The organism is Streptomyces sp. NBC_01237, assembly GCF_035917275.1.
Lineage (GTDB): Bacteria > Actinomycetota > Actinomycetes > Streptomycetales > Streptomycetaceae > Streptomyces.
On the sequence record NZ_CP108508.1, the window covers coordinates 6,292,651 to 6,318,550 of the forward strand.

Here is a 25,900-nt window from a genome sequence, read left to right on the forward strand (position 1 = left end):
GGCCAGGCGCGGTCGTCCCTCGCCGACCGGGAACGACGTGTGGCCGGTGCGGGAGTCCCCGTACCGGCCACGCATCACCGAGGCGCGAACCCGTCAGCCGAAGGGGCCCGTCAGCCGAAGGGACCCGTCAGCCGAAGGGAATGCGGACGACGGACTGATTGCCGACCCCGACGGTGCTGGAGCCGTTCCCGATGGCGTTCCAGATCTCGACCTTCACGGTGCCGTTCACCAGATTGCCGTGGCTTCCGGTCGAGGACTTCAGACCCCGGCTCCGGGTGTAGTGCTCGTAGCCGGGTACGGGGTCGGTCGGGAAGTAGGCGTACGTCTCCGTGCGGTCCCAGGTGCCGTCGCCCGTGCGGTCGTAACTCACCTTCGCCTGCTGCCCGTTGGCGATCGCGGTGCCCGCGTCGACGAGCAGGTCGAACTGGGTGGACCCGCCGTCGTACGTCCTGGTGACGCCGGAGGCGGTGAAGGTCTGCGGGCTGTGCGGGGTGCCGTCATGGTTGGCGCCGCCCGCCGGGGCGAGCGTGACGGCCGATGCGGTGGACTGCGCCGCGCCGAGACCGCCACCGCTGCGGAGCGCCAGCGTGGACGAGCCGGTGGGCGGGTCGGTCGGGTCCGGGGGATCGGTGGGGCCGCTGCCTCCACGGGTCCAGACACCGACGTAGTCGATGAGCATGGGGCGGCCGGGGACGGTGTCGGCGGTCGGGGTCCTCCCGGCCAGCGCGTCGGGGAACGCGCCGCCGATCGCCAGGTTGAGCAGGACGAAGTACCCGGCGTGGTCGGTCATATTGGCCCAGGTGCCGGCGTCCAGCTGGTTCTGGGTGACCGTGTGGAAGAGCTGGTCGTCCACGTACCAGCGCAGGGCGTTCGGTGTGGCCGAGCGGTCCCACTCGAAGCGGTACGTGTGGAACGCCGACTGGCAACTCGCCCCCGGACACGCCCTGTTGTTGGCGATGCCGCTGGTCTCGTTGCACGGGCCGCCCGGGTTCACCCCGCAGTGCAGCACGCCCCAGACGGAGTTGATCCCGTTGACGTTCTCCATGATGTCGAACTCGCCGATGCCCGGCCAGTTCCAGTAGTTGCCCCGGTAGGGGGATCCGAGCGCCCAGAAGGCGGGCCAGTAGCCGAGCGCCGCGTTTCCGGTGACGTTCGGCATCTGGATGCGGCTCTCGATGCGCAGGGTGCCGCCGGCCGGAGCCTTGAAGTCGGCCCGCCTGGTCTCGATCCGGCCCGAGGTCCAGTTGCCCGCACCGTCCCGGAGCGGGGTGATCCGGAGGTTGCCGTTGCCGTCGAGGCTGAGGTTGTCGGGGCTGGAGGTGTAGTTCTGGACCTCGCCCGTGCCCCAGTTGCCGGGCCCGCCGGGGTAGGAGTGGCCGGTGTCGATCTGCCAGTTCGCGGCCGAGGGGAGCGAGCGGTCGGCGCCGTTGAAGTCGTCGCTCCACTGAAGGCTCCAGCCCGGGGCGGGCGGTACGTCACCCCGAGCGGACCCGGACCCGAGGACGGTGACCAGCCCCGCGAGTGCGAGGGCGGACGCGGTCAGTGCGGCGAGGACGGTGGTGCGTCTGTGGGGGATGCGGCTCGTGCTCAAGGGACACCTCCGGTGAGGTGGTGCTGGTGAGTTTTCTGAGAGCGCTCTCAGTTTTTGTAGATGCACACGAAGGAGTCGTCAATGGCGCCGCACTTTTAACTTCTTGAATGCACAGAGCAACGGACCCCTCGCGGAAGGTGAGGGGTCGGTCGTCCTTGCCTTGACGTCCGCGTCAAGGATTACCGTCGGCGCATGCGAATCGGTGAGCTGGCCGAGCGGGCCAGGACGACGACGCGGACTCTGCGCTACTACGAGTCACGCGGACTTCTTCAGGCACGGCGCGCGGTGAACGGCTACCGCACGTACGACGAGAGCGACCTGCGGATGCTCCAGCAGATCCGGACCCTTCAGGACTTCGGGTTCGATCTGGAGGAGACCCGGCCGTTCGTCGACTGCCTGCGCGCCGGTCACCCGGCGGGCGACGCCTGCCCCGCCTCGCTCGCCGTCTACCGGCGCAAGCTCGGCGAACTCGACGCGCTCATCGAGCAGCTGCGCACGGTCCGTACGGAGGTCGGCGCACAGCTCGCACGGGCGGAACTCGAAGCGTCCGCCGAGCTGCCCGGCGGTCCGGAACCACGTTGTGAACTGGGAGGATGACAGATGATCCATGCAGAAGGTGTCGCCGACGTCACCGATGAGACCTTCGACCAGGAGGTACTGGCGGCCGGCCTGCCCGTCCTGGTGCAGTTCACCGCCGACTGGTGCGGCCCCTGCCGCCAGCTCGCCCCGGTGCTGAGCGCGATCGCGCGGGAGGACGCCGACCGGCTCAAGATCGTCCAACTCGACGTCGACCGCAACCCGGGCATCACCGTGCGGTACGGAGTGCTCTCGACGCCGACCCTGATGGTGTTCCGCGCGGGCGAACCGGTGAAGTCGATGGTGGGCGCCCGCCCGAAGCGAAAGCTGCTCCAGGAACTGGAGGACGTGTTCGCGCCTCAGTAGGAACTGCCGCAGCTGCTGCCCGATCCGCAGCTGTGGTGGGCGGGGGCGTCGGACAGGCCGCCGTGATCACCTGTTCTGTCGTCCGCACCCGGGCCGGGGTGTCTTTCGTCCTCGCGGTCCAGGGCCTTGCCGAGCTTGATCAGCGTCCGGCCGACCGACGGCAGGCCGGGATGGGCCCCGTGGTGCAACCGGCCTGCGGGAGGCTCCCCGGGCAGTCCGCTCCGCTCGCCGAAGACCACGGCTCCGAGGTCCGACGCGGCCCATGGAGCGGTCCGCCGCATCCGGACGAGGTGGCGGCGTCCCGCCGGGGTCAGCGTTCCCCGGGTGGGGCACGCCGAGCGGACGGCCCAGCCGCAGGCGGCGATGGCGAGCAGGGGGGTGGGGTGCGGAAGGCCCCGTACGAGAGCGCACGCCGCCAGCGCCGTCGTCGCGCACGCCGCGCCGGCGAGCACCCGTCCCGCCAGCCGACGCGCCCGCGCACGCCCGGGGCGCAGCACCAGGCCGTCGCCGACGAGCCGGTCCCCGGTCTCCCGGACGGGGCCGCTGCGCACCGCACGCGCCCGCAGCCGTGCGGGTGCGGTGCCGCCCGGGGCTCCCCACTCCGTGATCACCGCGCGCTCCACGGGGGCGTCGCGTCCCTCCGGGGGCGGGGGGAGCCGGAGCCGTCCGTTGTGGTGGGCGACCCCACCGCCGCTGCCCCACACCTCATGGAGCGCCGCTTCCACCACGCGTGGCGGGCCGCCCACGAGGTACGCCACCTCGTACGGGTCGAGATCCCTGACCGGGGCGCGGCCCGAGCGGCCGAAGCGCCGCCCGGAGAACGTCAGCATGAGGGCGCAGAGCGCCGCCACGCCCACGCCGTCGGCCGACACGATCGCGGTCCATGTGGCTGTGCCCACTCGGTGCCCCCCTGAGCTGGTTACTTACCCGATTGTCAGCATCTGACATCCAAGTGCGTTCTATGCAAGCCGTGTTCGCCCGATGACCATCGTGCTCATGACGCATGCGAACAACTCCCCCATACCCATTACTGTCCTCGGTCTCGGCGCCATGGGCCAGGCCCTGGCCGGTGCCTTCCTGGACGCCGGTCACCCCACCGCCGTGTGGAACCGGTCCACCGGCAAGGGCGAGCAGCTCGTGGCGCGGGGCGCCGTGCGGGCCTCCTCCGCGGAGGAGGCCGTCCGGGCCGGTGAACTCGTCGTGGTCTGCCTCGTCGACTACGACGCCTCGGACAAGGTCCTCACGCCGCTGGCCGGCGCGTTGGCCGGGCGCGTCCTGATCAACCTCGGCTCCGACATTCCGCAGCGCGCACGGGAGGCCGCCGCCTGGGCGAAGGAGCACTCCCTCGACTATCTGGACGGGGCGGTCATGGTCCCCGTCGGGGTGGTCGGCACGGCGCGGGCGCTGGTCCTCTACGCCGGTGAGCGGGCCGTGTTCGACAGGTGCGGGAGCGCGCTCAGGGCGATCGGGGAGCCCGCCGCCTTCCTCGGGGAGGACCACGGTCTCGCCGCCGCCTACGACATGGCGATGCTGGACTTCTTCTACGGCGCCATGGGCGGTCTCGTCCACGCCTTCGCGCTGGCCAGGGCCGAGGGCATCGACGGCGCGGCGCTTGCCCCCTACCTGAACACCATCGCGGGCATTCTCCCGGACATCGTGGAGCGCACGGGCGCCGATGTGCACTCCCGTGTGTACGAGGGCAGCGGGGCCAACCTCGCCATGATGACCGCGAGCGTCGATCACATCCTGCACACCACCAAGGGGCGGGGTCTGGACACCGGGCAGCTCGTCGCGATCAAGGCGGCCGCCGAGCGGGCCATCGCCGCGGGGCACGGCCCCGATTCCTGGTCGAGCATCGTCGAGGTGCTCGACGAGCGCTGAACCCACGCTCACGTCAGGGGCCGCGCCCGCCACCGCGGCGGTGCGGCCCCCGGCGCCCTCCGGTGGATCAGGCGGGCCGGAACCACACCGTCGCCAGCGGCGGCAGCGTCACCGTGATGCTCGCCCGACTGCCGTGCGCGGCCACCGCCTCCGGCTTCAGCGGCTCCTCGTTGCGAACGTCGCCGCCGCCGTAGCGGGCCGCGTCCGTGTTCAGCACCTCCACCCAGGCCTCTACCGCCCCGGGCACACCGAGGCGGTAGTCGTGCCGTACGGCGGGGGAGAAGTGGGAGACCGCCAGCAGCGGTGAGCCGTCGGCGTCGTACCGCAGGAACGCGAACACGTTGTCCTCGGACGCGCCGCCGTCCACCCAGCTGAACCCCTCCGGCACGGTATCGCGCTGCCAGAGGGCCGGCAGCGCCCCGTAGACGGCGTTCAGGTCGCCGACCAGCGTGCGGACGCCCCGGTGGTCCGGCGACGCCCCGTACGACGGGTCGAGCAGCCACCAGTCGGGTCCGTGCCCCTCGGACCACTCGGCACCCTGGGCGAACTCCTGCCCCATGAAGAGGAGTTGCTTGCCGGGGTGCGCCCACATGAAGCCGAGGTACGCCCGGTGGTTGGCCCGCTGCTGCCACCAGTCGCCCGGCATCTTGCTCACCAGCGAACGCTTCCCGTGCACCACCTCGTCGTGCGAGATCGGCAGGACGTAGTTCTCGCTGTACGCGTACACCATGGAGAAGGTCATCTCGCCGTGGTGGTACTTGCGGTGCACCGGCTCCTTCTCCACGTAGCCGAGCGAGTCGTGCATCCAGCCCATGTTCCACTTCAGCCCGAAGCCGAGACCGCCGAAGCCGCCGGGGCCGGCATGGTGCGTGGCGCGGGTGACGCCGTCCCAGGCCGTGGACTCCTCGGCGATGGTGACGACCCCGGGATTGCGCCGGTAGACGGTCGCGTTCATCTCCTGGAGGAAGGCGACCGCGTCCAGATTCTCCCGGCCGCCGTGCTCGTTGGGCGACCACTCGCCGTCCTCGCGGGAGTAGTCCAGATAGAGCATCGAGGCGACGGCATCGACCCGCAGCCCGTCGATATGGAACTCCTCGCACCAGTAAGTGGCGTTGGAGACAAGAAAGTTGCGGACCTCCTTGCGGCCGAAGTCGAACTCCAGCGTCCCCCAGTCCGGGTGCGCGGCCCGCGACGGGTCCGAGTGCTCGTACAGCGCGCGCCCGTCGAACTCCGCCAGTGCCCAGTCATCACGTGGGAAGTGCGCGGGGACCCAGTCGGCGATCACGCCGATGCCCGTCCCGTGCAGCGCGTCCACCAGGAACCGGAAGTCGTCCGGGGTGCCCATGCGCGAGGTCGGCGCGAAGAAGCCCGTGACCTGGTAGCCCCAGGAGCCGCCGAAGGGGTGCTCGGAGACCGGCATCAGCTCCACATGCGTGAAACCCAGGTCCTTGACGTACGAGGGGAGCTGCGCCGCCAGCTGACGATAGGTCAGGCCCGGTCGCCAGGACGGCAGATGCACCTCGTAGACCGAGAACGGGGCCTCGTGCACCGCTCGGTCGCCCCGGTGCGCCATCCACTCCGCGTCCTGCCACTCGTGGTGCGATGCGGTGACCACCGAGGCGTTGGCGGGCGGCACCTCCGCGTGGCGGGCCATCGGGTCGGCCCGCAGCGTGTGCGAACCGTCGGGCCGGCAGATGTCGAACTTGTACAGGGTCCCCTCCCCGACCGCGGGCACGAACAGCTCCCACACCCCGGTGGAGCCCAGCGAACGCATCGGGAAGCCCGTGCCGTCCCAGTAGTTGAAGTCACCGCTCACCCGCACCCCGCGAGCGTTCGGCGCCCACACGGTGAACCGGGTCCCGGCGACACCCTGGTGCTCCATGGTCCGCGCACCGAGTGCCGTCCACAGCTCCTCGTGGCGGCCCTCGCCGATCAGGTGCAGATCGAGATCACCGAGCGAGGGCAGGAAGCGGTACGGGTCCTGCACCTCGATCTCGTCGTCCTCGTAGGCCACCTGGAGCCGGTACTCGGGTACGGCGGGCACCGGCAGCACCCCGGAGAAGAAGCCGTCGCCGTCCTCGTGCAGCTCGGTCCTCAGCCCCTGGCCGAGCACCGTGACCGAGTGGGCGAACGGGCGCAGCACCCGCAGCACCACCCCGCTCCGGGTCAGGTGTGCCCCCAGCAGATCGTGCGGGGCGTGGTGCTCACCGGCCAGCAGCCGGCCCCGGTCCCCGCCGTCCAGGGGCGGCGCCGGCCGGACACCGTGACCGCCGCTCCGACGGGGGCGTGGCGGGGCGGCAGCGGTGCCGGCGTCGGCGGTCGCGGGGGACGCGGCCACGGAGACAGCGGCCGGTGCGGTGATCCCGGTGGGCACCGGCTGCTGGACGGGCGGGACCTCGACGCCATCGGACGTCTTGCGGGATCGGGACGGATTGCGGGACGGCTTGCGGGCGGTCACAGGGACTGCCTCCTCGGAGGGTGTCGGGGAAAGCGCGGGGTGGGGAGGGGAAGGGGGAGAAGGCGTTCAGACCGTGGTGGCTGTGGCCAGGCGGTGGATGGCGGCCATCGGCACCGGCAGCCAGTCGGGGCGGTGCCGTGCCTCGTACAGCACCTCGTACACCGCCTTGTCGGTCTCGTGGGCGCGCAGCAGCTCCGGTTCGCCGCGCGGGTCGGCGCCCGCGGCCTCCGCGTAGCCCTCGCAGTACGCGGCACGGCAGTGCGCCGCCCACTCCGCGTTCCACGGGTGGTGCGAGCGGGCCGCGTAGTCGAAGGAGCGGAGCATGCCCGCGACATCCCGTACCGGCGGCTGTGGGCGGCGGCGTTCCGGAAGGGGGCGGGACGGCTCGCCCTCGAAGTCGATCAGTGACCAGAATCCGTCGTCGGAGCAGAGCGTCTGGCCGAGGTGGAGATCGCCGTGAATCCGCTGCGCGGCCCAGTCGCGGCCCTGGTGCCCGAGGGCCGCGACGGCGTCGAACGCGGTGCGCAGCCCGGGGACGTAGGGCACGAGCGCCGGGACGGCCCGGGCGGCGGCCTCCAGGCGCTGGGTCATCCCGGCGACGAGGTGCCGGGTCTGCGACCCGCCCAGCGCGGGTGTCGGCAGGGCGGCGGCGAGCGCGGTGTGCACCTCGGCGGTGGCCCGGCCCAGTGCCCGCGCCTGGGGGAGGAAGTCGCGGCCCTCGGCCAGCGCGCCCAGGGCGAGCTGCCAGCCGTCCCGGGCGCCGTGCAGGAAGGGCTGGAGCACACCGAGGGTGAGCGGCTCGGGGGCGGTGGCCTCGAACCAGGCGACCGGGGCGGGCACCCGTCCGCACCCCTCGCGGGTGAGCGCGAGCGGCAGCTCCAGATCCGGGTTCGTGCCGGGGAAGACCCGGCGGAAGATCTTGAGGATGTACGCGTCGCCGTAGACGAGCGAGGAGTTGGACTGCTCGGTGTCCAGCACCCGGGGGGTGAGCCCCGGCGGGATCGGCGCGGTCCGGTCGAAGCGGAGGGGGCCGAGCACCCCCGGGCAGCGGAATCGTTCCAGCAGCAGGCCCGCCAGCCGCGGATCGTGCAGCCCGTCGTACACGGTGCGCCCGGCCAGCGGCCCCTGTGTCACCCGGCCGATCAGTGCGGGTGCGAGCCGGGGCGGCAGGGATGCCCGTACGCCGAGGAGGAGTTGGTAGCAGTCGTCGGCCGTGCGGGCGGACAGGGCCGGCTGCTGGACCCGCACGAGCAGATGGAGCAGACCCGGCCCCGTGGAGCCGCTGTCCACCGGCAGCATCTCGGTCGCCGAGAGGAGGGAGAAGCCGGTGACCGGCTGCCCCTTGCCGGCGAACCACCGTTGCCGGGGCAGCCATTCACGGAGCAGGGGAGCGAGTGACGGAAGCAGCGCCCCGCTCGTCGCGCAGCTTTCCGCCGGACCGTTCTTCGTGGAGTCGTTGCCCGGCGGGCCGCTGTCCGGCACGCCGTCCTTCGTTGCGCTGTCCCTCGTCGCGCTGCTCTTCGCTGCCCTGTCCGTCGTGCTCTTCGCCAGGGCGACGTGCGGGGATGCAGTCTCCGACATGGCATCGCGTCCTTTCCCCGGGCACACCACAGGATGCGAAGAGTGTCCCGGATTGCGGCAATGGCTGTCCGGCTGTGCGGGACGTGTCGGGTGAGGATGATCCGTACGGACTCGACCTGATGAGCCCCGAAGGGCCCGGAGGAGCCCGGAAGAGCTCGATGTGGGGGAGAGTGCCCCGTGCGGGGCGGCGGAAACCGCCGCGCACGGGGCGGCGCGGGCTCAGAGGGCGGGGGCGTCCTTGCGCAGCCGGAACCAGTAGAAGCCGTGTCCGGCGAGAGTCAGCAGGTAGGGCCACTGCCCGATGGCGGGGAAGCGCACCCCGCCGATCAGCTCCACCGGATGACGCCCGTTGAACGACCTCAGGTCCAGTTCCGTGGGCTGTGCGAAGCGCGAGAAGTTGTGGACGCACAGCACGAGGTCGTCCTTGTACTCACGCGTGAACGCCAGCACCGCCGGGTTCGAGGAGGGCAGTTCGGTGTACGAGCCGAGGCCGAACGCCGGATTCTGCTTGCGGATCTCGATCATCCGCCGCGTCCAGTGCAGCAGCGACGACGGTGAGGCCATGGACGCCTCGACGTTGGTGACCTGGTAGCCGTAGACCGGGTCCATGATCGTGGGGAGGTAGAGCCGCCCGGGGTCACTGGAGGAGAACCCGGCGTTCCGGTCGGGCGTCCACTGCATCGGGGTCCGTACGGCGTCCCGGTCGCCCAGCCAGATGTTGTCGCCCATCCCGATCTCGTCCCCGTAGTAGAGGATCGGGGAGCCGGGCAGCGACAGGAGCAGGGCGGTGAACAGCTCGATCTGGTTGCGGTCGTTGTCCAGCAGGGGGGCCAGGCGCCGCCGGATGCCGATGTTGGCCCGCATCCGGGGGTCCTTGGCGTACTCCGCGTACATGTAGTCGCGCTCTTCGTCCGTGACCATTTCGAGCGTCAGCTCGTCGTGGTTGCGCAGGAAGATGCCCCACTGGCAGTTCTTCGGGATCGCCGGGGTCTTCGCCAGGATTTCCGAGACCGGGTAGCGGCTCTCGCGCCGTACGGCCATGAAGATCCGCGGCATCACGGGGAAGTGGAACGCCATGTGGCACTCGTCGCCGCCCGCCCGGTAGTCGCCGAAGTAGTCGACGACGTCCTCCGGCCACTGGTTGGCCTCGGCGAGCAGCACGGTGTCCGGATAGTTGGCGTCGATCTCCTTGCGGACCCGCTTGAGGAAGTCGTGGGTCTCGGGGAGGTTCTCGCAGTTGGTGCCCTCGCGCTGGTAGAGGTAGGGCACTGCGTCGACGCGGAATCCGTCGATGCCGAGGTCCAGCCAGAACCGCAGAGCGGAGATGATCTCCTCCTGCACCGCCGGGTTCTCGTAGTTGAGATCGGGCTGGTGGGAGAAGAACCGGTGCCAGTAGTACTGCTTGCGCACCGGGTCGAAGGTCCAGTTGGACGTCTCGGTGTCGACGAAGATGATCCGCGCGTCCTGGAACTGCTTGTCGTCGTCGGCCCAGACGTAGTAGTCCCCGTACGGCCCGTCCGGGTCGCTGCGGGACTGCTGGAACCAGTCGTGCTGGTCGCTCGTGTGGTTCATGACGAAGTCGATGATCACGCGCATGCCGCGCTGGTGCGTGGCGTCCACGAACTCCACGAAGTCGGCGAGATCACCGAACTCCGGAAGCACCGCGGTGTAGTCGGAGACGTCGTAGCCGCCGTCGCGCAGCGGCGATTTGAAGAACGGCGGCAGCCAGAGGCAGTCGACGCCCAGCCATTGCAGATAGTCCAGCTTGGCGGTGATGCCCTTGAGGTCGCCGATGCCGTCGCCGTTGGAGTCCTGGAAGGACCGGACGAGTACCTCGTAGAAGACGGCGCGCTTGAACCAGTCGGGATCGCGGTCCTTGGCGGGAGTGTCCTCGAACGTGTCGTGGACAGGCTCATTGACGATCATGGTGTGGGTGACCCTCCGGTCGGCGGGGACGGTCGCAGGACGACGATGTGCGCGGGCGTGATGCCCGGCTCTAGGCGCACATAGAAGGTCCTGCCCCAGTGGTAGGTGTCGCCGGTGAGCTCGTCGCGCACCGGTACGGTCTCGTGCCAGTCGAGGCAGAGCTCCGGCATGTCCAACGAGACCGTGGCCTCCTGGGTGTGGTGCGGGTCGAGGTTCACGACGACGAGGACGACATCCGTCCCGGAGCGCTTGCTGTACGCGATCAGCGCCTCGTTGTCGACGGTGTGGAAATGCACGTCGCGCAGCTGCTGGAGCGCGGGATGGCGGCGTCTGATCCGGTTGAGCGAGGTGATCAGCGGTGCCAGTGAACGTCCCTCGCGCTCGGCCGACTCCCAGTCGCGCGGCCGGAGTTGGTACTTCTCCGAATGCAGGTACTCCTCGCTCCCCGGACGCACCGCGGTGTTCTCGCACAGTTCGAACCCCGCGTACACCCCCCAGGACGGGGACAGCGTGGCGGCCAGCACGGCGCGGGCCTCGAAGGCCGGACGGCCGCCGTCCTGGAGGTAACCGGGCAGGATGTCCGGGGTGTTCACGAAGAAGTTGGGGCGCATGGAGGAAGCGCTCTCGCCGGACAGCTCGGTGACGTAGTCGGTGAGCTCCTGCTTGGTGTTGCGCCAGGTGAAGTACGTATACGACTGCTGGAACCCGACCGCCCCGAGGGTCCGCATCATCGCGGGGCGGGTGAAGGCCTCGGCCAGGAAGATCACGTCGGGATCGGTGCCGTTGATGTCGGCGATCACCTTCTCCCAGAAGACCACCGGTTTCGTGTGCGGATTGTCGACGCGGAAGATCCGCACCCCGTGGTCCATCCAGAACCGCAGGATGCGCGCTGTCTCGGTGACCAGGCCGCGCAGATCCCTGTCGAAGGCGATCGGGTAGATGTCCTGGTACTTCTTCGGCGGATTCTCGGCGTACGCGATGCTGCCGTCGGGCCGGTGGTGGAACCACTCCGGGTGTTCCTCCACCCAGGGGTGGTCGGGCGAGCACTGGAGCGCGAAGTCCAGGGCGATCTCCATCCGCAGGGTGCGGGCCGTCTCGACGAAGTGGTCGAAGTCCGCCAGCGTGCCCAGCTCCGGATGGACGGCGTCGTGCCCGCCGGCCGCCGAACCGATCGCCCAGGGCACTCCGGGGTCGTCGGGGCCGGGGGAGAGGGAGTTGTCGGGGCCCTTGCGGTGGGTGGTGCCGATGGGGTGGATCGGCGGGAGGTAGACGACGTCGAACCCCATGGCGGCGACGGCGGGCAACCGCTCGGCTGCGGTACGGAAGGTGCCGCTGACGACGCGTGAGGTGTGCGTCGCCGCATCCGTCGCGGCTCCCGCGGTGGCCCGTGCGGCCGGTGCCGTCCGTGCCGCCGGTGCGGTGCGCGCGCCCTTGCCCCGGCCCCGCTCCACCGGTGGCTGCGCCCGCTCCGTCCTGGCCCCTTCGGAGCGCGGGAACAGCTCGTACCAGGAGCCGTACAGGGCCCGGCGGCGCTCCACGTTCAGCGGCAGCGGGCGTGAGCGGGTGACCAGTTCGCGCAGGGGGTGGCGGGCGAGCGCCTCGTCGGCCGCCGGGGTCAGGGCCGCCGCCAGCCGGGACGCGGCCGGGCGGGAGGTGTCGCGCAGCGCGTCGGCCGCGGCCAGCACCGCCTCGCGACCGTCCCGCTTCGGTACGCCGGCGGCGGCCCGCTCGTACAGATCCGCGCCCTCCGCCAGCACCAGGGCGGTGTCGATGCCCGCCGGGATCTTGATCCGGGCGCTCCGGCGCCAGGTGGTGACCGGATCGCTCCACGCCTCGACCGTATACGTCCAGCGGCCCTCGGTGTCCGGGGTGATGTCGGCGCCCCAGCGGTCCGTGCCGGGGGCGAGTTCACGCATCGGCGTCCAGGGGCCGGTACGTCCGTTCGGGTCGCGCAGCACGGCGTTGGCAGCCACCGCGTCATGGCCTTCGCGGAAGACGGTGGCGGTGACCTGCAAGGTCTCACCGGCAACGGCTTTCGCCGGCCTTTTGCCGCAGTCGACGAGAGGACGGACGTCCAGGACGGGAATTCGACCGATCATGGAATCACCTGGGGGCTGGAGCTCGGCGTGCACGGGGTGCGGCACAAGTGCGGCGGTATGACCGCGTATGTCGCGATGATAGGGATTTGTCCTTTGTAGCTGCTCCGCTGTCGGCTGACGGGCTGTGGGCATGGCCGCTCCTGTCCGCGTTCACTCCAATGGCACTCGAACGGGGAGGAGCGCGGGGGTTCGGGCACGAAGAACGTGCACGGAGAACATGTGCGGGCCTGGTTCGGGCTGCGTACCGGGAAAGCCTTCCCCGTGTCTTCGGGAGGGCAATCCGGCGCCCGTGTTAACTACTCGGTCGTAGCCGGGCTCCCGGCGCGCGCCCCGGTGGGCGTACGGGGCCGGGGCGCCCCTGCGGATTCCGGGTACCCGCTCTGCGGCGCCACACGGCAGCCTTCCCTGTGGTGCGAAGGTCCACAAGGCCGCGTGCGGGGGTGAAATCGGCCAAACCCGCAGGTGAACGGTGAGACGGAAGAATGCGCGCGGGAACGGTGGGGCGCCTGGGGGAGGCTGCGGGGGGCGGGCGGGGCGGGAGCCGCCGGACCCGGTGAGCCGTCCGCGCGCCGTGGCTGCCGGGGACCGGCCGCCGTTAACGTCGAGGGTGACGGCGCGGCGCACACCGTGGTGCGTCCCCTCGGATTCGTACGTCCCCTGTAAAGGTGGAATACGTGAAGGCCATTCGTCGATTCACCGTGCGTCCCGTCCTCCCCGAATCCCTGCGACCCCTCCAGGACCTCGCCCGCAATCTGCGGTGGTCCTGGCACCACGAGACCCGAGAGCTCTTCCGCGCCGCCGATCCCGAGGGCTGGCGGCCCGCGGACTTCGACCCCGTACGTCTGCTCGACGCCATGTCCGCGGGGCGGCTCGCCGAGCTGGCCCGGGACGAGGAGTTCCTGGCCCGGCTCGCCGACGCGTCCGAGAACCTCCGGGAGTATCTGGACGGCCCCCGGTGGTACCAGAACCGGCTGGCCCAGGGCGCCGAACTGCCCGCCGCCATCGCCTACTTCTCACCCGAGTTCGGGGTGACCGCCGCCCTGCCGCAGTACTCCGGCGGACTCGGCATCCTGGCGGGCGACCACCTGAAGGCCGCCAGCGACCTCGGCGTACCGCTCATCGGGGTCGGCCTGCTCTACCGGCACGGCTACTTCCGGCAGACCCTCTCGCGCGACGGCTGGCAGCAGGAGCACTATCCGGTCCTCGACCCCAACGAACTCCCGCTCACCCTGCTCAGGGAGACCGACGGCACCCCCGCCCGAGTGGTGCTCGCCCTGCCCGGCGGGCGCAGCCTGCACGCCTGTGTATGGCTGGCCCGGGTCGGCCGCGTCCCCCTGCTGCTGCTCGACTCCGACGTCGAGGAGAACGCGCCGGGCGAACGCGATGTCACCGACCGGCTGTACGGCGGCGGCAGCGACCACCGGCTGCTCCAGGAGATGCTGCTCGGCATCGGCGGGGTGCGCGCCGTGCGCACCTACTGCCGGCTCACCGCGACCCCGGACCCGGAGGTGTTCCACACCAACGAGGGCCACGCCGGACTCCTCGGTCTGGAACGCATCCGGGAACTCGCCGGGGAGGGACTCGACTTCGACTCAGCGCTGGAAGTGGTGCGGGCCGGCACCGTCTTCACCACGCACACCCCGGTCCCCGCCGGGATAGACCGGTTCGACCGGCAGCTGGTCGCCCGTCACTTCGGCGAGGGCGGCGAACTGCCGGGCGTCGGCGTCGAGCGGATCCTCCGGCTCGGCCGCGAGACCTACCCCGGCGGCGAGCCCGACCTCTTCAACATGGCGGTCATGGGACTGCGGCTCGCCCAGCGCGCCAACGGCGTCTCCACCCTGCACGGGGCGGTCAGCCGGGAGATGTTCTCCGGCCTGTGGCCCGGCTTCGACCCGGCCGAGGTGCCGATCACCTCGGTGACCAACGGGGTCCACGCGCCGACCTGGGTCGCCCCGGAGGTCCTGCGGCTCGGCGTCCGCCACTTCGGCGCCGACCGGACGAGGGACGCGCTGGCCGGCGGTGAGGTGGCCGGCGAGCGCCGCGCCGGTACGCCCCGGCGCTGGGACGCCGTCACCGCCGTCCCCGACCGGGAGATCTGGGACCTGCGCCGGGTCCTGCGCGAACAGCTGGTGACCGAGGTGCGCAAGCGGCTCTACGCCTCCTGGCGCAGGCGGGGCGCCGGCACGGCCGAACTCGGCTGGATCGACGATGTCCTCGACCCGGACGTGCTGACCATCGGCTTCGCCCGCCGCGTCCCCTCGTACAAGCGGCTCACGCTGATGCTGCGCGACCGCGACCGGCTGCGGGAACTGCTGCTGCACCCGACCCGGCCGATCCAGATCGTCGTCGCGGGCAAGGCCCATCCGGCCGACGACGGCGGGAAGCGGCTGGTCCAGGAACTGGTGCGGTTCGCCGACGACCCACGGGTGCGCCACCGCATCGTCTTCCTGCCGGACTACGGCATGGCGATGGCGCAGAAGCTCTACCCCGGATGCGACGTCTGGCTCAACAACCCGCTGCGGCCACTGGAGGCGTGCGGCACCAGCGGGATGAAGGCGGCCCTGAACGGCTGCCTCAACCTCTCGGTGCGCGACGGCTGGTGGGACGAGTGGTTCGAGCCGGACTTCGGCTGGGCGATCCCGACCGCCGACGGCTCGGCCGTCGACGAGGACCGGCGTGACGAGCTGGAGTCCAACGCCCTCTACGCGCTGATCGAGGACCGGGTCGCGCCGCGCTTCTACGACCGGGACGGCGAGGGGCTGCCCGAGCGGTGGATCGAGATGGTCCGCCGCACCCTGGTCACCCTGGGCCCCAAGGTGCTCGCGGGGCGCATGGTGCGTGAGTATGTCGAGCGGCTCTACGCCCCCGCCGCCCGCGCCCGGCGCGCCCTGGTTCCCGAGGTGGCCCGCGAACTGGCGGACTGGAAGGCCCGCGTCCGGGCGGCCTGGCCGAAGGTCTCCGTCGACCATGTGGAGGCCGTCACCGACACCGCCGCGGGCGGCTCGGCGGAGCTGGGGTCCACGCTGGCGCTCCGGGTCCGGATCGCGCTGGGCGGGCTCGACCCGGACGACGTGGAGGTGCAGGTGGTCGCCGGGCGGGTCGATTCCGGCGACGCCATCGCGGACGCCCAGGTCTTCCCGCTGAAACCGGCGGGCGGCCACGACCTGGAGGGCCGCTGGCTGTACGAGGGACCACTGGCGCTGGACCGCACGGGGCCGTACGGCTACACCGTGCGGGTCCTGCCGGCCCACGCGCTGCTGGCCTCCGGCGCCGAACCGGGCCTGGTCGCGCTGCCGACGGAGGCGACGGGGGAGGGCGCGGGGGTGCTGATGCGCTGAGCGGTCCGGTGCACGGACGGCGCGGACGGTGCGCGGAGGGCGCGGACGGCGCGGACGCTGCGGACGGTGCGGAAAGCGCGGACGGCACGGACGGCGGGGCCCGGTACCGGAGCACGGTGCCGGGCCCGGCGGTCACCCGGACCGGGTTCGTGTTCTGAACGCAGAGTCTTGACGTGTCCATGGGATGCCTTTACGTTCCTCACTCATCACAGAGTTCACAACACGGCCCAGTGTTCAAGTATGTGAAATCCCGCGTCGGGTCGCGCTGTTGAACCCCACCGCACCGGAAGGCACCCCACATGCGTACCGGCACCCTCGCCCGCGTCCTGGGCACCGCCACCGCACTGGCCGCGCTGATCGCCACGGCCGCCGCGGCCCCGGCGGCGGCGGACAGACCCGCCGCGGCCGATGCCGTATCCGTGAAGGCCGCCGCCCCCGCCGCCTTCACCCACCCCGGCGTCCTCGTCAGCCGTCCCCAGCTCGACTTCGTACGCGAGAAGGTCCGGGCCGGCGCGCAGCCGTGGAAGGGGGCGTACGACCAGATGCTGGCAAGCAAGTACGCCTCGCTCACCCGGACCGCCGAGCCCCGCGCCGTCGTCGAGTGCGGCTCCTACTCCGATCCCAACTACGGCTGCACCGACGAGCGCGAGGACGCCATCGCCGCGTACACGCTCTCGCTGGCCTGGTACATCGGCCAGGACGACCGGTACGCGCGCAAGGCCATCGAGATCATGGATGCCTGGTCCGGCGTGATCAAGGACCACACCAACAGCAACGCGCCCCTCCAGACCGGCTGGGCCGGCTCCTCCTGGCCGCGTGCCGCCGAGATCATCAAGTACACCTACACGAGCTGGCCGAACTCCGGCCGTTTCGGCACGATGCTGCGCGACGTGTACCTGCCGGAGGTCGCGGGCGGCTCCCGGTCCAACGGGAACTGGGAACTGTCCATGACCGAGGCGGCGATCGGCATCGCCGTCTTCCTGGAGGACCGCGCCGCCTACGACAGAGCCGTGGCGCTGTTCCGCGGGCGGGTTCCCGCGTACATCTATGTGACCGCGGACGGCTCGCTGCCCAGGACTGCGCCCGGCAGCGGTCTGGACACCCGCGACAAGGTCATCAAGTACTGGCAGGGTCAGTCGACCTTCATGGACGGGCTGGCCCAGGAGACCTGCCGCGATCTCACCCACACCGGCTACGGCCTCTCCGCCATCTCGCACATCGCGGAGACCGGCCGCATCCAGGGACAGGACCTCTACCCCGAGGTCGCCGACCGGCTGCGGCACGCGCTGGGTCTGCACGCGAAGTACCAGCTCGGTGCGGCGGTGCCGTCCTCGCTGTGCGGCGGCACGCTCAAGGACAGGCTCGGCCCGGTCACCGAGGTCGGCTTCAACGCGCTGCACAACCGGCTGGGTTACGCCATGTCGAACACCCAGCTTCTCACCGAGCGGCAGCGGCCCGCCGCCTCCAACAACCTGTTCGTGGCCTGGGAGACCCTGACCCACGCGGACAACCCGGCCTGAGCCGGCGGGGAACGACGGGAACGACGGGAACGACGGAACGGCCCGGAAGGAGTGTGAACTCCTTCCGGGCCGTTCCGGTGTCGTACTAGAAGGTCAGCTTGAAGCTGTTGATGCGTCCGGTGTCCTGCGAGGCGATGTCCTGGACCTTGAGCTTCCAGGTGCCGTTCGCCACCTCGGACGAGGCGTTGACCGTGTAGGTCTCCACCACGTTGTCCGCGGAGTCGCTGGAGGAGGAGTTCTTCAGCCGGTAGGCGGTGCCGTCCGGGGCGACCAGGTCGATGACCACGTCACCGCGCCACGTGTGGGTGATGTCCACGCCGACCTTGAGGGCGGCCGGAGCGTTGCCCGTACGGCCGGTGACGTTCACCGAGCTGGTGACGGCGGCGCCGTTGTCCGGGATGGCGACCGCGGTGGTGTTCTCGAAGACCACACCGCCCGGGTCACCGCCACCGGGGCGCGGGCCGACGTTGATGCCGGCCCAGGCGTTGGCCACGGCCGTGTACTCGGGGCTGGTGGCGCCGTACAGCTCACTGGCCACGGCGAGGGTGCCGGTGCGGGCAGCGGCGTAGTTCGTCGTGGAGGTGAACTTGGTGGTGAGCGCCTTGAACCAGATCTGCAGGGCCTTGTCGCGGCCGATGCCGGTCACCGGGAGACCGTCGGAGGTCGGGGAGTCGTAGTTGACCCCGTTGACCGTCTTGGCGCCGCTGCCCTCGGAGAGCAGGTAGAAGAAGTGGTTCGCCGGGCCCGAGGAGTAGTGGACGTCGATGTTGCCGAGGCCGGAGTACCAGGCGTCCTTGGACGCGCCGTCCTTGCTCGGCTTGTCCATGTAGCGCAGCGGGGTGCCGTCGCCGTTGATGTCGATCTTCTCGCCGACGAGGTAGTCGCCCTTGTCCTCGGCGGTGTTGGAGTAGAACTCCACACCCGCGGCGAAGATGTCGGAGGTGGCCTCGTTGAGGCCGCCGGACTCACCGCTGTAGACCAGCTTGGCCGTGGCGGCGGTGACGCCGTGCGTCATCTCGTGGGCGGCCACGTCGAGCGAGGTCAGCGGTGCGGCGTTGCCGCTGCCGTCCCCGTACGTCATGCAGAAGCAGCTGTCCTGCCAGAACGCGTTGACGTAGTTGTTGCCGTAGTGGACGCGGGAGTACGCGCCGACACCGTCACCGCGGATGCCGGTGCGGCCGTGCACGTTCTTGTAGTAGTCCCAGGTCTCGGCCGCACCGTAGTGGGCGTCGGCCCCGGCGGTCTCGACGTTCTGCGGGGTGCTGTCGCCCCAGATGTCGTCGGAGCCGGAGAACAGCGTTCCGGTGCCGGACGAACCGTGGTTCAGGTTGTAGGTCTTGTGGTTGCCGCGGGTGGTGTCCGTCAGGGTGTACGACGGCGCGGTGCCCAGCGTGACCTGGCCGCTGTACTGGGTGTTGCCGGTGCCGTTCTCGACGGCCTGCCACTCGTAGAGCTTGGCGCCGGAGGAGGCGTCGGTGACGACGTGCAGCTCGTTCGGGGTGCCGTCGTGCTGGAGCCCGCCCACGACGGTCTCGTACGCGAGCTGCGGGGCGCCGCCGCCGGCCAGCCAGACCACCTTGCGCGGGGCCTTGCTCGCCTCGGTCTGCTTCGAGCCCTCGGCCTTCGCCGCACCGAGTGCCTGCTTCTCGGCGGCGGCCGGGGCCACGTCGGCCGAGGTGCCGACGGCCTTCAGCTGCGCGGTGGTCGCCTTCGACGCCTTGCTGACGCTCTCGGTCTTCCCGGCCTTGGTCTCCTGCACGACCAGGTCGCCGCCGAGTACGGGCAGCCCGGCGAGGGTGCGCTCGTAGCGGGTGTGCGTGGTGCCGTCCTGGTCCTGGACGACGTCGCGGACGACGAGCTTCTCCTGGGAGCCGAGCCCGAGCGCCTTGGCGGTGTCCGCCTTGGTGGAGTTGGCCTCGCTGAGCAGCTCGGCGCGCTGGGCGGGCGAGAGCTTGACGGGGAGCGAACCGGGGTCGGCCTTGGAGGCCGCCGCCGGGGCGGCGCCGGGGGCGCTGCCGGGGGTGGCGGTCGCGGTGCCGGACTGGACTCCGACGGCGAGGAGGGCTGCTGCGGCTATCAGAGCGCCGGTCGCGGTGGCACGACGGCTGGGCGTGGATCTCACGCGGACTCCTTCTGCGAGGGGGGTACCGGCGGCGCTGGTGAGCCGTCCGGACAGTGCAGGCGGTGCGCAGAACGGGGGAAGAGTGTCAGCAGTTGCGTACTCGTGTCAGGACCGCGTCAACAAGTTGGCCGGAATTCGTCCGTTGCCGAAAAGGTCATGTTCGTTAAGCGGACGTTTCGCCGATCATCATCGAAATGTCGCCCGGTGCCCCTCGGGCCCGTATTCACAGGGAGCGCACAAGATTGACTTTCCGGTGTCGTGTTCGAACAACGTACGCACAAGCGGTTTCTGACCACCTGGTGAGACCGGGTCACGCTCTGGCGCGTTCCGGACAGCGGGCCGGGTACCGGGCGGGCCGCCGGAGGCATCCCCGGACGGCCGAGGGCGCGGCGGCAGGCGTGACGGAGGGCGCTGTGGAGGGTCAGCCGCGCTCGTCGGCGTCCGTCCCGGGCGGTACGGCCGTGAGGTAGCGGGTGAGCATGGCGACGAGTTCGTTCTCCAGACGGCGGATGTCGATGGGGTCGGGCGCGGCGACGAGCTGGTGGGTGACGAGCTCGACCGTGGCGACGATGAGCCGGGCGGCGGTGTGCGTGTCGCCGAGATGGACCTCGGGGTGACGGTCGAGCAGGTCCTGGAGATGGGTGATGCTCGCCCGCACGCTGTGGGAGATCCTCTCCAGCAGTTCGGGGGACCGGGGCCCCTGTTCGAGCATCACGCGCAGCAGCTGCGGGTCATCGAGATGGTTCTCGGTCACGGTCCGCACGTAGGAGCGGATGAACTCCTCCAGGGAGTCGGGCAGCTCCTCGAACCGGCGGCGCTCCATGGCTGCCATCCCGGCGTCGAGGTGCCGGGTCAGCAGCTCGACGAGGATGGCGTCCTTGTTCGGGTAGTACTGGTACAGCGAGCCGATCGAGATCCGTGCCCGCTCGGCGATCCGGTTGGTGGTCCCGGCGGCGTAGCCGTAGTCGGCGAAAACGTGAGCAGCCGCGGTGAGAATGCGCTGCCGGGTGACCTCGGCCCGCGCCTGCCGCGGCTGTTTACGTGGCTGAAGTCCGCGATGACCCGACGTCATGACCTCTCCTCGGCGGCGGCTCGGAAGCGAGTAGGCAGAACCTGAGCAATTACTCACAATGGTGTCATGAGCTGCGGCGCGGCGGAGCACTGCGGATGTCACCCGCGAGGTGGTGCCGGCAGGAAGGCGCGAGCGGGCGGGCGGTCGGCCCCTCCGCGCACCGGCTGCGCCCGACCCCGGAAGGAGTCTTCGTGACACACACCAGCACGCGCCCCCGGCGGCTGTCGCCGGCCGAGGTCCGCGCTCGGCTCGGTGAGCCCGAGCCCATGGCCGAGGCCAAGATCCTCGACCACATCGACGAGCACGCCCACCGCTTCATCGCGCACTCGCCCTTCCTCGCACTGGCCACGGCGGACGCGGCGGGACAGACGGACTGCTCACCCCGCGGCGATCATCCGGGGTTCGCGAAGGTCCTCGACGAGCGCACGCTGGCCATTCCGGACCGGCCCGGCAACAAGATCGCCGACTCCTTCCGCAACCTCGCCGAGAACGACGGGATCGGGCTGCTCTTCCTGATCCCCGGAATACGCGAGACGCTCCGGATCAACGGGCGCGCCTATCCCACCGATGAGCCCGATGTCCTCGCCCGGATGCGGATCGAGACCAAGGAACCGGAGCTGGCGCTCGTCGTCGACGTGGCACAGGTCTACTTCCACTGCGGTCGTGCCCTCGTCCGGTCCCGGCTGTGGGATCCCGCCAGTCAGGCCCTGGCCGACGAGGTCCCCTCGGCCGGCGAGATGGTCACCGCCCAGCTCGGGCTCGACATCGACCCCGCGGTGGTCGACCGCGATCTCGAAGACGCCTACCGGAAGCTCTACTGACCACGCCGGAGGGCGGATCACCGATGCAGCAGACCATCATCGAGCGGCTCGACCGCATCGCCGAGGACGTCGTCTCCCTCGTCCTGCGGGGCGCCGCCGGGCCGCTGGCACCCTGGGAGCCGGGCGCGCACATCGACCTGGCCCTCCCGAACTGGCTGACCCGGCAGTACTCGTTGTGCGGAGACCCGGCGGACCGGGACTCCTACCGGATCGCGGCCCGGTACGAACCGCTCAGCCGGGGCGGGTCCGAGTACATCCACCGGTTCCTACGCCGGGGCCGCGCCCTCGACGTGTCGCTGCCGCGCAATCACTTCCCGCTCGTACCCGCGCCGGAGTACCTCTTCCTCGCGGGCGGGATCGGCATCACTCCGATCCTGCCGATGCTGCGGGCAGCGGCCGGATCGGGGACCCCGGCATCACTCGTCTACGCGGGAGGGACGCTCGCGACCATGCCCTTCGCGGACGAACTGCGCTCCTCCCACGGGGAACGGGTACGGATCGTCCCCACCCGGCAGCAGGGCAGACCGGACCTCGCCGGCCTGGCGGCCGCGCTGGACCCCGCCGCCGCGGTCTACTGCTGCGGCCCCGCGTCCATGCTCGCCGCGGCAGAAGCCGTTTTCCCCGCCGACCGGCTGCACACGGAGCGATTCCACCCCGCGGTCAGGTCGTTCGCCCCCAACACCCCGTTCGAGGCGGTGTGCGCCCGGTCGGGGCGGACGGTCCGGGTGCCCGCCGACGAATCGCTGCTGGAGGCCCTGATCCACGCCGGGCGCCCCGTGGCATCCGGGTGCCGTGAAGGCGTCTGCGGCAGCTGCGAACTCACCGTCGTCGCCGGGGAACCCGAACACCGGGACGACATCGGCGCCCCCGCGGGCCGTATGTACGCGTGCGTGTCCCGGGCCCTGTCCTCCCGGCTCGTCCTGGACCTCTGACCCCTCCGCCGATCCAGGCCGCTGCACGGGGACTTCACACATCCGGGGCCTGCCCGCGGGCTCTGAGGGCCCGCCCCCCGGCGCCCCTCCCGGCGCCCGCCCTCAGGAGGAAGGAGACCGCTCGCCGTGCCATGAGCGCCAGAGCGCGGAGTAGGCGCCGCCGGCCGCCACGAGATCGTCGTGGGTGCCGAGTTCGGTGAGCCGGCCGCCCTCCATCACGGCCACCCTGTCGGCGTCGTGCGCCGTCTGCAGGCGGTGCGCGATGGCGATGACGGTCCGGCCTTCCAGGACGGCGGCCAGCGCCCGTTCCGTGTGCCGGGCGGTCCTCGGGTCCAGGAGTGCGGTGGCCTCGTCGAGTATCAGCGTGTGCGGGTCGGCCAGCACCACGCGTGCCAGGGCGAGTTGTTGCGCCTGGGCGCCGTCCGGCCGGTGCCCCGCATGGCCCAGATCGGTGTCCAGCCCGTCGGGGAGTTCGTCGGCCCATTCGGCGCCGACGGCGGCGAGAGCCTCCCGCAGTTCGGCGTCCGTGGCGTGGGCGGAGGCGATCCGCAGGTTGTCCCGGACCGTTCCCAGAAACACGTGGTGTTCCTGGGTGACGAGGACGACATGCCGGCGCAGTTGGCCGGGGTCCAGATCGGCGACCGGAACCTGCCCCACCGTCACCGAACCGGACCGGGGTCCGTCCATGCCCGCCAGCAGCCGGCCCAGGGTGGTCTTGCCCGCGCCGGAGGGGCCGACGATCACCAGCCGCTCGCCGGGCCGGACGGTGAGGTCGACGCCGTGCAGGACGTCGCTCCCGTCGTCGTAGGCGTAGTGCACGTCGGCCACCTCGATCCGGTCGTCGGCAGGCGTGGGGGAGGGGGCGGCCGGCCGTACGGGCGCGGCCGGGCCGAGGCCCTCGACCCTGGCGAAGGAGGCGCTGCTGCTCTGCAGTTGCTCCATCTGCTGAAGGATGGTGTCCAGGGGCTGGGAGAGCTGCCGCAGGTACAGGGCCGAGGCGACCACCGCGCCGAGGCTCATCGTGCCGTGGTCGTGCAGCACGCCGCCGACCAGCAGAACACCGACCACGGGAAGGACGTAGGAGATGTCCACGGCCGGGAAGAGCACACTGCGGAGGAACAGTGTCCGGGTCCGGGTGGTCCGGCACTTCTCGATCTCCTCCTGGCACGCCGCCACCCGGCGCCCCTGGAGTCCGAGGGCCTCGATCGTGCGGGCGCCGGCGGTGGTGGACGCGAGCTGCTCGGCGAGGACCGAGTTGGCGGCTCCCTCGGCCAGGTACGCGGTGAGCGCCCGGCGCAGATACCAGCGGGCGGCGAACCAGATGCCGAGCAGGCCCAGCACCCCGCACGCCCCGAGCAGCGGATCGAGGGCGAAGACCGCCCCGAGGATGAACAACGCCTGGACCCCGGCGACGAGGACCTCGGGCCCGGTGTTCCGGAGGGTGGCGCCGACCGCGGCGACATCGGTGGTGCCGCGGGTCGTCAGGTCGCCCGTTCCCGCCCGCTCGACCACCGAGGCGGGCAGTGCGAGCACCCGGTCGGCGTACTGCTCGCGAATGCGCGCCAGGGTCCGCTCGCCGAAGCGGTGTCCGAGGTAGCCGGCGTACCGGGCCAGGACGAGCTGCGCCAGTGCGAAGAAGAGGATGGTGAGGGCCAGGCGGTCCACCGCGGCCACCCCGGCACCGCCCCTGACCTCGTCGATGATGCGGCCGAGCAGCCAGGGGCCGACGAGCCCGGCACCGGCGGCCAGCGCGTTGAGGCCGATCACCGCGGCGAAGGCGCGAGCGTCCAGCCGGATCAGCCGGAGCGCTTCCCGGCGTATCCGCAGCGGCTCGGCGACGGGCAGGGCCGGGGCCGTGGGCGGGGAGCCGGCGGTCATCGCAGGGCCTTTCGGAACGGCGGGACGGTTCCGTCGCCGGTGAGGTCGTCTTCTTCGTCGTCCGCGCCGCGGGACACGAGGCGGCGGTAGCCGGGCTGCCGGTCCAGGAGTTCACGATGGCTGCCGACGGCGGCGACGGAGCCGTCGGCCAGGTAGTACACGATGTCCGCCTGGTCCAGCAGGAGCGGTGACGTGCTGGTGACGAGTGTGGTGCGGTCGGCCCGTGCGGTGCGCAGCCGGGTCGAGATGGCCGCCTCGGTGTGCGCGTCGACCGCGGAGGTGGGATCGACCGCCAGGAGTACCTCGGGATCGGCCAGCAGGGCCCGGACCAGGCGGATGCGCTGCCGCTGGCCTCCGGAGAGGTTGCGGCCCTGCGCGTCGACGGGCGAGTCGAGTCCGTCCGGCAGGCCGCGGACGATGTCCTGTGCCATGGCGGCGTGGAGAGCGCGGCCGATGGTCTCGTCGTCCCGGTCCCATCCGCAGATCACGTCCCGCAGCGGACCGGCGAACAGATCGGCCTCGTTGTCCGCGACCAGGATCCGCCGCCGTACCTGCGTCAGGTCGATCTCGTCGAGGCGTGTCGCGCCCCAGGTCGCGGCCGACCCGGCGAACCGGCCGAGACGGTCGACCACCGCCGCGGACTCCGACGGCCGGGCGCTGACCAACGCGGTCAGCCTGCCGGGCGCCACCTCGACGCCGGACGCCGGATCACGAAGCGTGGACGGCGCCCCGGGCCCGTCGCGCGTCGCTTCCCGGCCGGTGGAATCGGGTTCCAGGGCCAGGAAGCGGATGACTCTGCGGGCCGCGACCAGTCCGCGGCTGAGGCCGTAGCCGCCCTCGATGAAGAACGCGACCGGCACGGCGAGAACCGCGGTGTATCCGTAGACCGCGACCAACTCACCGACGGATATCTCTCCCTGCGCGGCCATCCGGGCTGCCAGCCATGTCACGACCCCGAGGAACAGAGAGGGAAGGCCGACACCCAGGGCTTGGACCCAGCTGGTCACGGAGCCGACGCGATAGCCCTCCGCCCGCAGCGCTCGCGAGCCGCGCCGGTAGCGCTCGGCGTACACCTCCTTGCCGCCGATGCCGTTGAGGACCCGCAGGCCCCTGACGATGTCCTCGAAACGGGAGGCGAGCGCGCCCTGCTGCTCCCGGTACGTCGTCTCGACGCCCTGAAGGCGCCCCAGCAGCGGCCCGACCGACACCGCGAGCAGCGGCACACCGAGCAGCACCACCACGGCGAGCAGTGGCGACACGGCCAGCAGCAGCGCGGCCACGACGACATAGGCGAGCACCGCGCCGACGCCGGGGCCGGTGATGGTCAGCGTGTTGGCGATCACGGTGGCATCGCCGAACCCGATCGTGAGGACCTCCCCGGCCGTGACACGGCGCGGCAGCGCCCCGCCCAGCCTGGTCGCCTGCCCGACCACCACCCGCACGGTGCGGAAGGCGGCGTCCAGCCGCACCCTGGTCATCGTGCGGTGTCGCATGATGGCCAGCCACGCGTTCAACACCCCGACACCCAGCAACGCCGCCGCCCAGCCGACGAGCACGGGCCACCGGCCCGGTTCCAGACCGTCGTCGATGGCGCGTGAGAGCAGATACGGCGGCAGTGTCAGGCAGAGCATCCAGGCGCTGCCCAGCAGCGCGCCGGCGGCGATCCGGCGGCGCTGACCGGTGATCAGCCACCACAGGTACCGCATGGCGCTGCGACAGTCCGGGACCCCCGGATCCAC

The 25,900-nt window shown here is 71.3% G+C and carries 17 protein-coding genes; 7 read left to right on the top strand and 10 right to left on the bottom strand.

Annotated elements, in window-relative coordinates; translation table 11 throughout:
* Positions 1–127: 127 nt before the first annotated feature.
* Positions 128–1,591 (bottom strand): glycoside hydrolase family 16 protein, encoded by a 1,464-nt coding sequence (locus tag OG251_RS28175; protein ID WP_326679740.1) that lies wholly within the window; start codon positions 1,589–1,591, stop codon positions 128–130.
* 192 nt (positions 1,592–1,783) lie between these two features.
* On the opposite strand from OG251_RS28175, the gene OG251_RS28180 reads away from it, so the two are divergent.
* Positions 1,784–2,188, top strand: coding sequence for a MerR family transcriptional regulator (locus tag OG251_RS28180; RefSeq protein WP_326679741.1), 405 nt, complete (start codon positions 1,784–1,786; stop codon positions 2,186–2,188).
* Between the two features lie 3 nt (positions 2,189–2,191).
* On the top strand, positions 2,192–2,533 hold the full coding sequence (trxA, locus tag OG251_RS28185) for a thioredoxin (protein WP_326679742.1): 342 nt from the start codon (positions 2,192–2,194) through the stop codon (positions 2,531–2,533).
* Here the strand turns inward: trxA and OG251_RS28190 are convergent.
* Positions 2,527–3,432, bottom strand: a complete 906-nt coding sequence (locus tag OG251_RS28190) for a TIGR04222 domain-containing membrane protein (protein WP_326679743.1) — start codon at positions 3,430–3,432, stop codon at positions 2,527–2,529. The genes trxA and OG251_RS28190 overlap by 7 nt on opposite strands.
* Positions 3,433–3,529: 97 nt before the next feature.
* On the opposite strand from OG251_RS28190, the gene OG251_RS28195 reads away from it, so the two are divergent.
* Positions 3,530–4,414 (top strand): NAD(P)-dependent oxidoreductase, encoded by an 885-nt coding sequence (locus OG251_RS28195; protein ID WP_326679744.1) that lies wholly within the window; start codon positions 3,530–3,532, stop codon positions 4,412–4,414.
* A 67-nt stretch (positions 4,415–4,481) separates the two neighbouring features.
* Here OG251_RS28195 and glgB read toward each other — a convergent pair whose 3' ends face one another.
* The 4 genes from glgB to OG251_RS28215 form a co-directional block, all read right to left on the bottom strand.
* Positions 4,482–6,872, bottom strand: a complete 2,391-nt coding sequence (gene glgB / locus OG251_RS28200; protein WP_326679745.1) for a 1,4-alpha-glucan branching enzyme — start codon at positions 6,870–6,872, stop codon at positions 4,482–4,484.
* A 66-nt stretch (positions 6,873–6,938) separates the two neighbouring features.
* Positions 6,939–8,453 (bottom strand): maltokinase N-terminal cap-like domain-containing protein, encoded by a 1,515-nt coding sequence (locus tag OG251_RS28205; protein WP_442818382.1) that lies wholly within the window; start codon positions 8,451–8,453, stop codon positions 6,939–6,941.
* 219 nt (positions 8,454–8,672) lie between these two features.
* A complete protein-coding gene (gene treS, locus OG251_RS28210) occupies positions 8,673–10,379 on the bottom strand; it encodes a maltose alpha-D-glucosyltransferase (RefSeq protein WP_326679746.1) in 1,707 nt (568 codons plus the stop codon).
* A complete protein-coding gene (locus tag OG251_RS28215) occupies positions 10,376–12,478 on the bottom strand; it encodes an alpha-1,4-glucan--maltose-1-phosphate maltosyltransferase (protein ID WP_326679747.1) in 2,103 nt (700 codons plus the stop codon). The genes treS and OG251_RS28215 overlap by 4 nt, the downstream gene beginning before the upstream one ends.
* 674 nt (positions 12,479–13,152) lie before the next feature.
* Here OG251_RS28215 and glgP point away from each other — a divergent pair.
* Both glgP and OG251_RS28225 read left to right on the top strand, forming a co-directional pair.
* Positions 13,153–15,816, top strand: a complete 2,664-nt coding sequence (glgP, locus tag OG251_RS28220; protein WP_326679748.1) for an alpha-glucan family phosphorylase — start codon at positions 13,153–13,155, stop codon at positions 15,814–15,816.
* A 299-nt stretch (positions 15,817–16,115) separates the two neighbouring features.
* Positions 16,116–17,336: an alginate lyase family protein gene (locus tag OG251_RS28225; RefSeq protein WP_326679749.1), complete on the top strand. Its 1,221-nt coding sequence runs from the start codon at positions 16,116–16,118 to the stop codon at positions 17,334–17,336.
* Between the two features lie 85 nt (positions 17,337–17,421).
* Here the strand turns inward: OG251_RS28225 and OG251_RS28230 are convergent, their stop codons facing one another.
* Complete coding sequence (locus OG251_RS28230) at positions 17,422–19,458, bottom strand: M4 family metallopeptidase (RefSeq protein ID WP_326679750.1); 2,037 nt, start codon at positions 19,456–19,458, stop codon at positions 17,422–17,424.
* 421 nt (positions 19,459–19,879) lie between these two features.
* Complete coding sequence (locus OG251_RS28235; protein ID WP_326679751.1) at positions 19,880–20,530, bottom strand: TetR/AcrR family transcriptional regulator; 651 nt, start codon at positions 20,528–20,530, stop codon at positions 19,880–19,882.
* A 191-nt stretch (positions 20,531–20,721) separates the two neighbouring features.
* On the opposite strand from OG251_RS28235, the gene OG251_RS28240 reads away from it, so the two are divergent.
* Positions 20,722–21,351 (top strand): MSMEG_1061 family FMN-dependent PPOX-type flavoprotein, encoded by a 630-nt coding sequence (locus OG251_RS28240; protein ID WP_326679752.1) that lies wholly within the window; start codon positions 20,722–20,724, stop codon positions 21,349–21,351.
* A gap of 23 nt (positions 21,352–21,374) precedes the next feature.
* Positions 21,375–22,283 carry a PDR/VanB family oxidoreductase gene (locus OG251_RS28245; protein ID WP_326679753.1) on the top strand — a complete coding sequence of 303 codons (909 nt, stop codon included), beginning with the start codon at positions 21,375–21,377 and terminating at the stop codon, positions 22,281–22,283.
* Between the two features lie 102 nt (positions 22,284–22,385).
* On the opposite strand, the gene OG251_RS28250 is transcribed toward OG251_RS28245, so the two are convergent.
* Both OG251_RS28250 and OG251_RS28255 read right to left on the bottom strand, forming a co-directional pair.
* Entirely contained in the window at positions 22,386–24,161 is a 1,776-nt protein-coding gene (locus tag OG251_RS28250) for an ABC transporter ATP-binding protein (RefSeq protein ID WP_326679754.1), read from the bottom strand.
* On the bottom strand, positions 24,158–25,867 hold the full coding sequence (locus OG251_RS28255) for an ABC transporter ATP-binding protein (protein ID WP_326681442.1): 1,710 nt from the start codon (positions 25,865–25,867) through the stop codon (positions 24,158–24,160). The genes OG251_RS28250 and OG251_RS28255 overlap by 4 nt, the downstream gene beginning before the upstream one ends.
* Between the last annotated feature and the right edge of the window lie 33 nt (positions 25,868–25,900).

Coding starts and splice junctions, on each gene's coding strand:
- OG251_RS28180 (WP_326679741.1), top strand. CDS start 1,784: ATGCGAATCGGTGAGCTGGCCGAGCGGGCCAGGACGACGACGCGGACT.
- trxA (WP_326679742.1), top strand. CDS start 2,192: ATGATCCATGCAGAAGGTGTCGCCGACGTCACCGATGAGACCTTCGAC.
- OG251_RS28195 (WP_326679744.1), top strand. CDS start 3,530: ATGACGCATGCGAACAACTCCCCCATACCCATTACTGTCCTCGGTCTC.
- OG251_RS28205 (WP_442818382.1), bottom strand. CDS start 8,453: ATGTCGGAGACTGCATCCCCGCACGTCGCCCTGGCGAAGAGCACGACG.
- treS (WP_326679746.1), bottom strand. CDS start 10,379: ATGATCGTCAATGAGCCTGTCCACGACACGTTCGAGGACACTCCCGCC.
- OG251_RS28215 (WP_326679747.1), bottom strand. CDS start 12,478: ATGATCGGTCGAATTCCCGTCCTGGACGTCCGTCCTCTCGTCGACTGC.
- OG251_RS28225 (WP_326679749.1), top strand. CDS start 16,116: ATGCGTACCGGCACCCTCGCCCGCGTCCTGGGCACCGCCACCGCACTG.
- OG251_RS28235 (WP_326679751.1), bottom strand. CDS start 20,530: ATGACGTCGGGTCATCGCGGACTTCAGCCACGTAAACAGCCGCGGCAG.
- OG251_RS28245 (WP_326679753.1), top strand. CDS start 21,375: ATGCAGCAGACCATCATCGAGCGGCTCGACCGCATCGCCGAGGACGTC.
- OG251_RS28250 (WP_326679754.1), bottom strand. CDS start 24,161: ATGACCGCCGGCTCCCCGCCCACGGCCCCGGCCCTGCCCGTCGCCGAG.
- OG251_RS28255 (WP_326681442.1), bottom strand. CDS start 25,867: ATGCGGTACCTGTGGTGGCTGATCACCGGTCAGCGCCGCCGGATCGCC.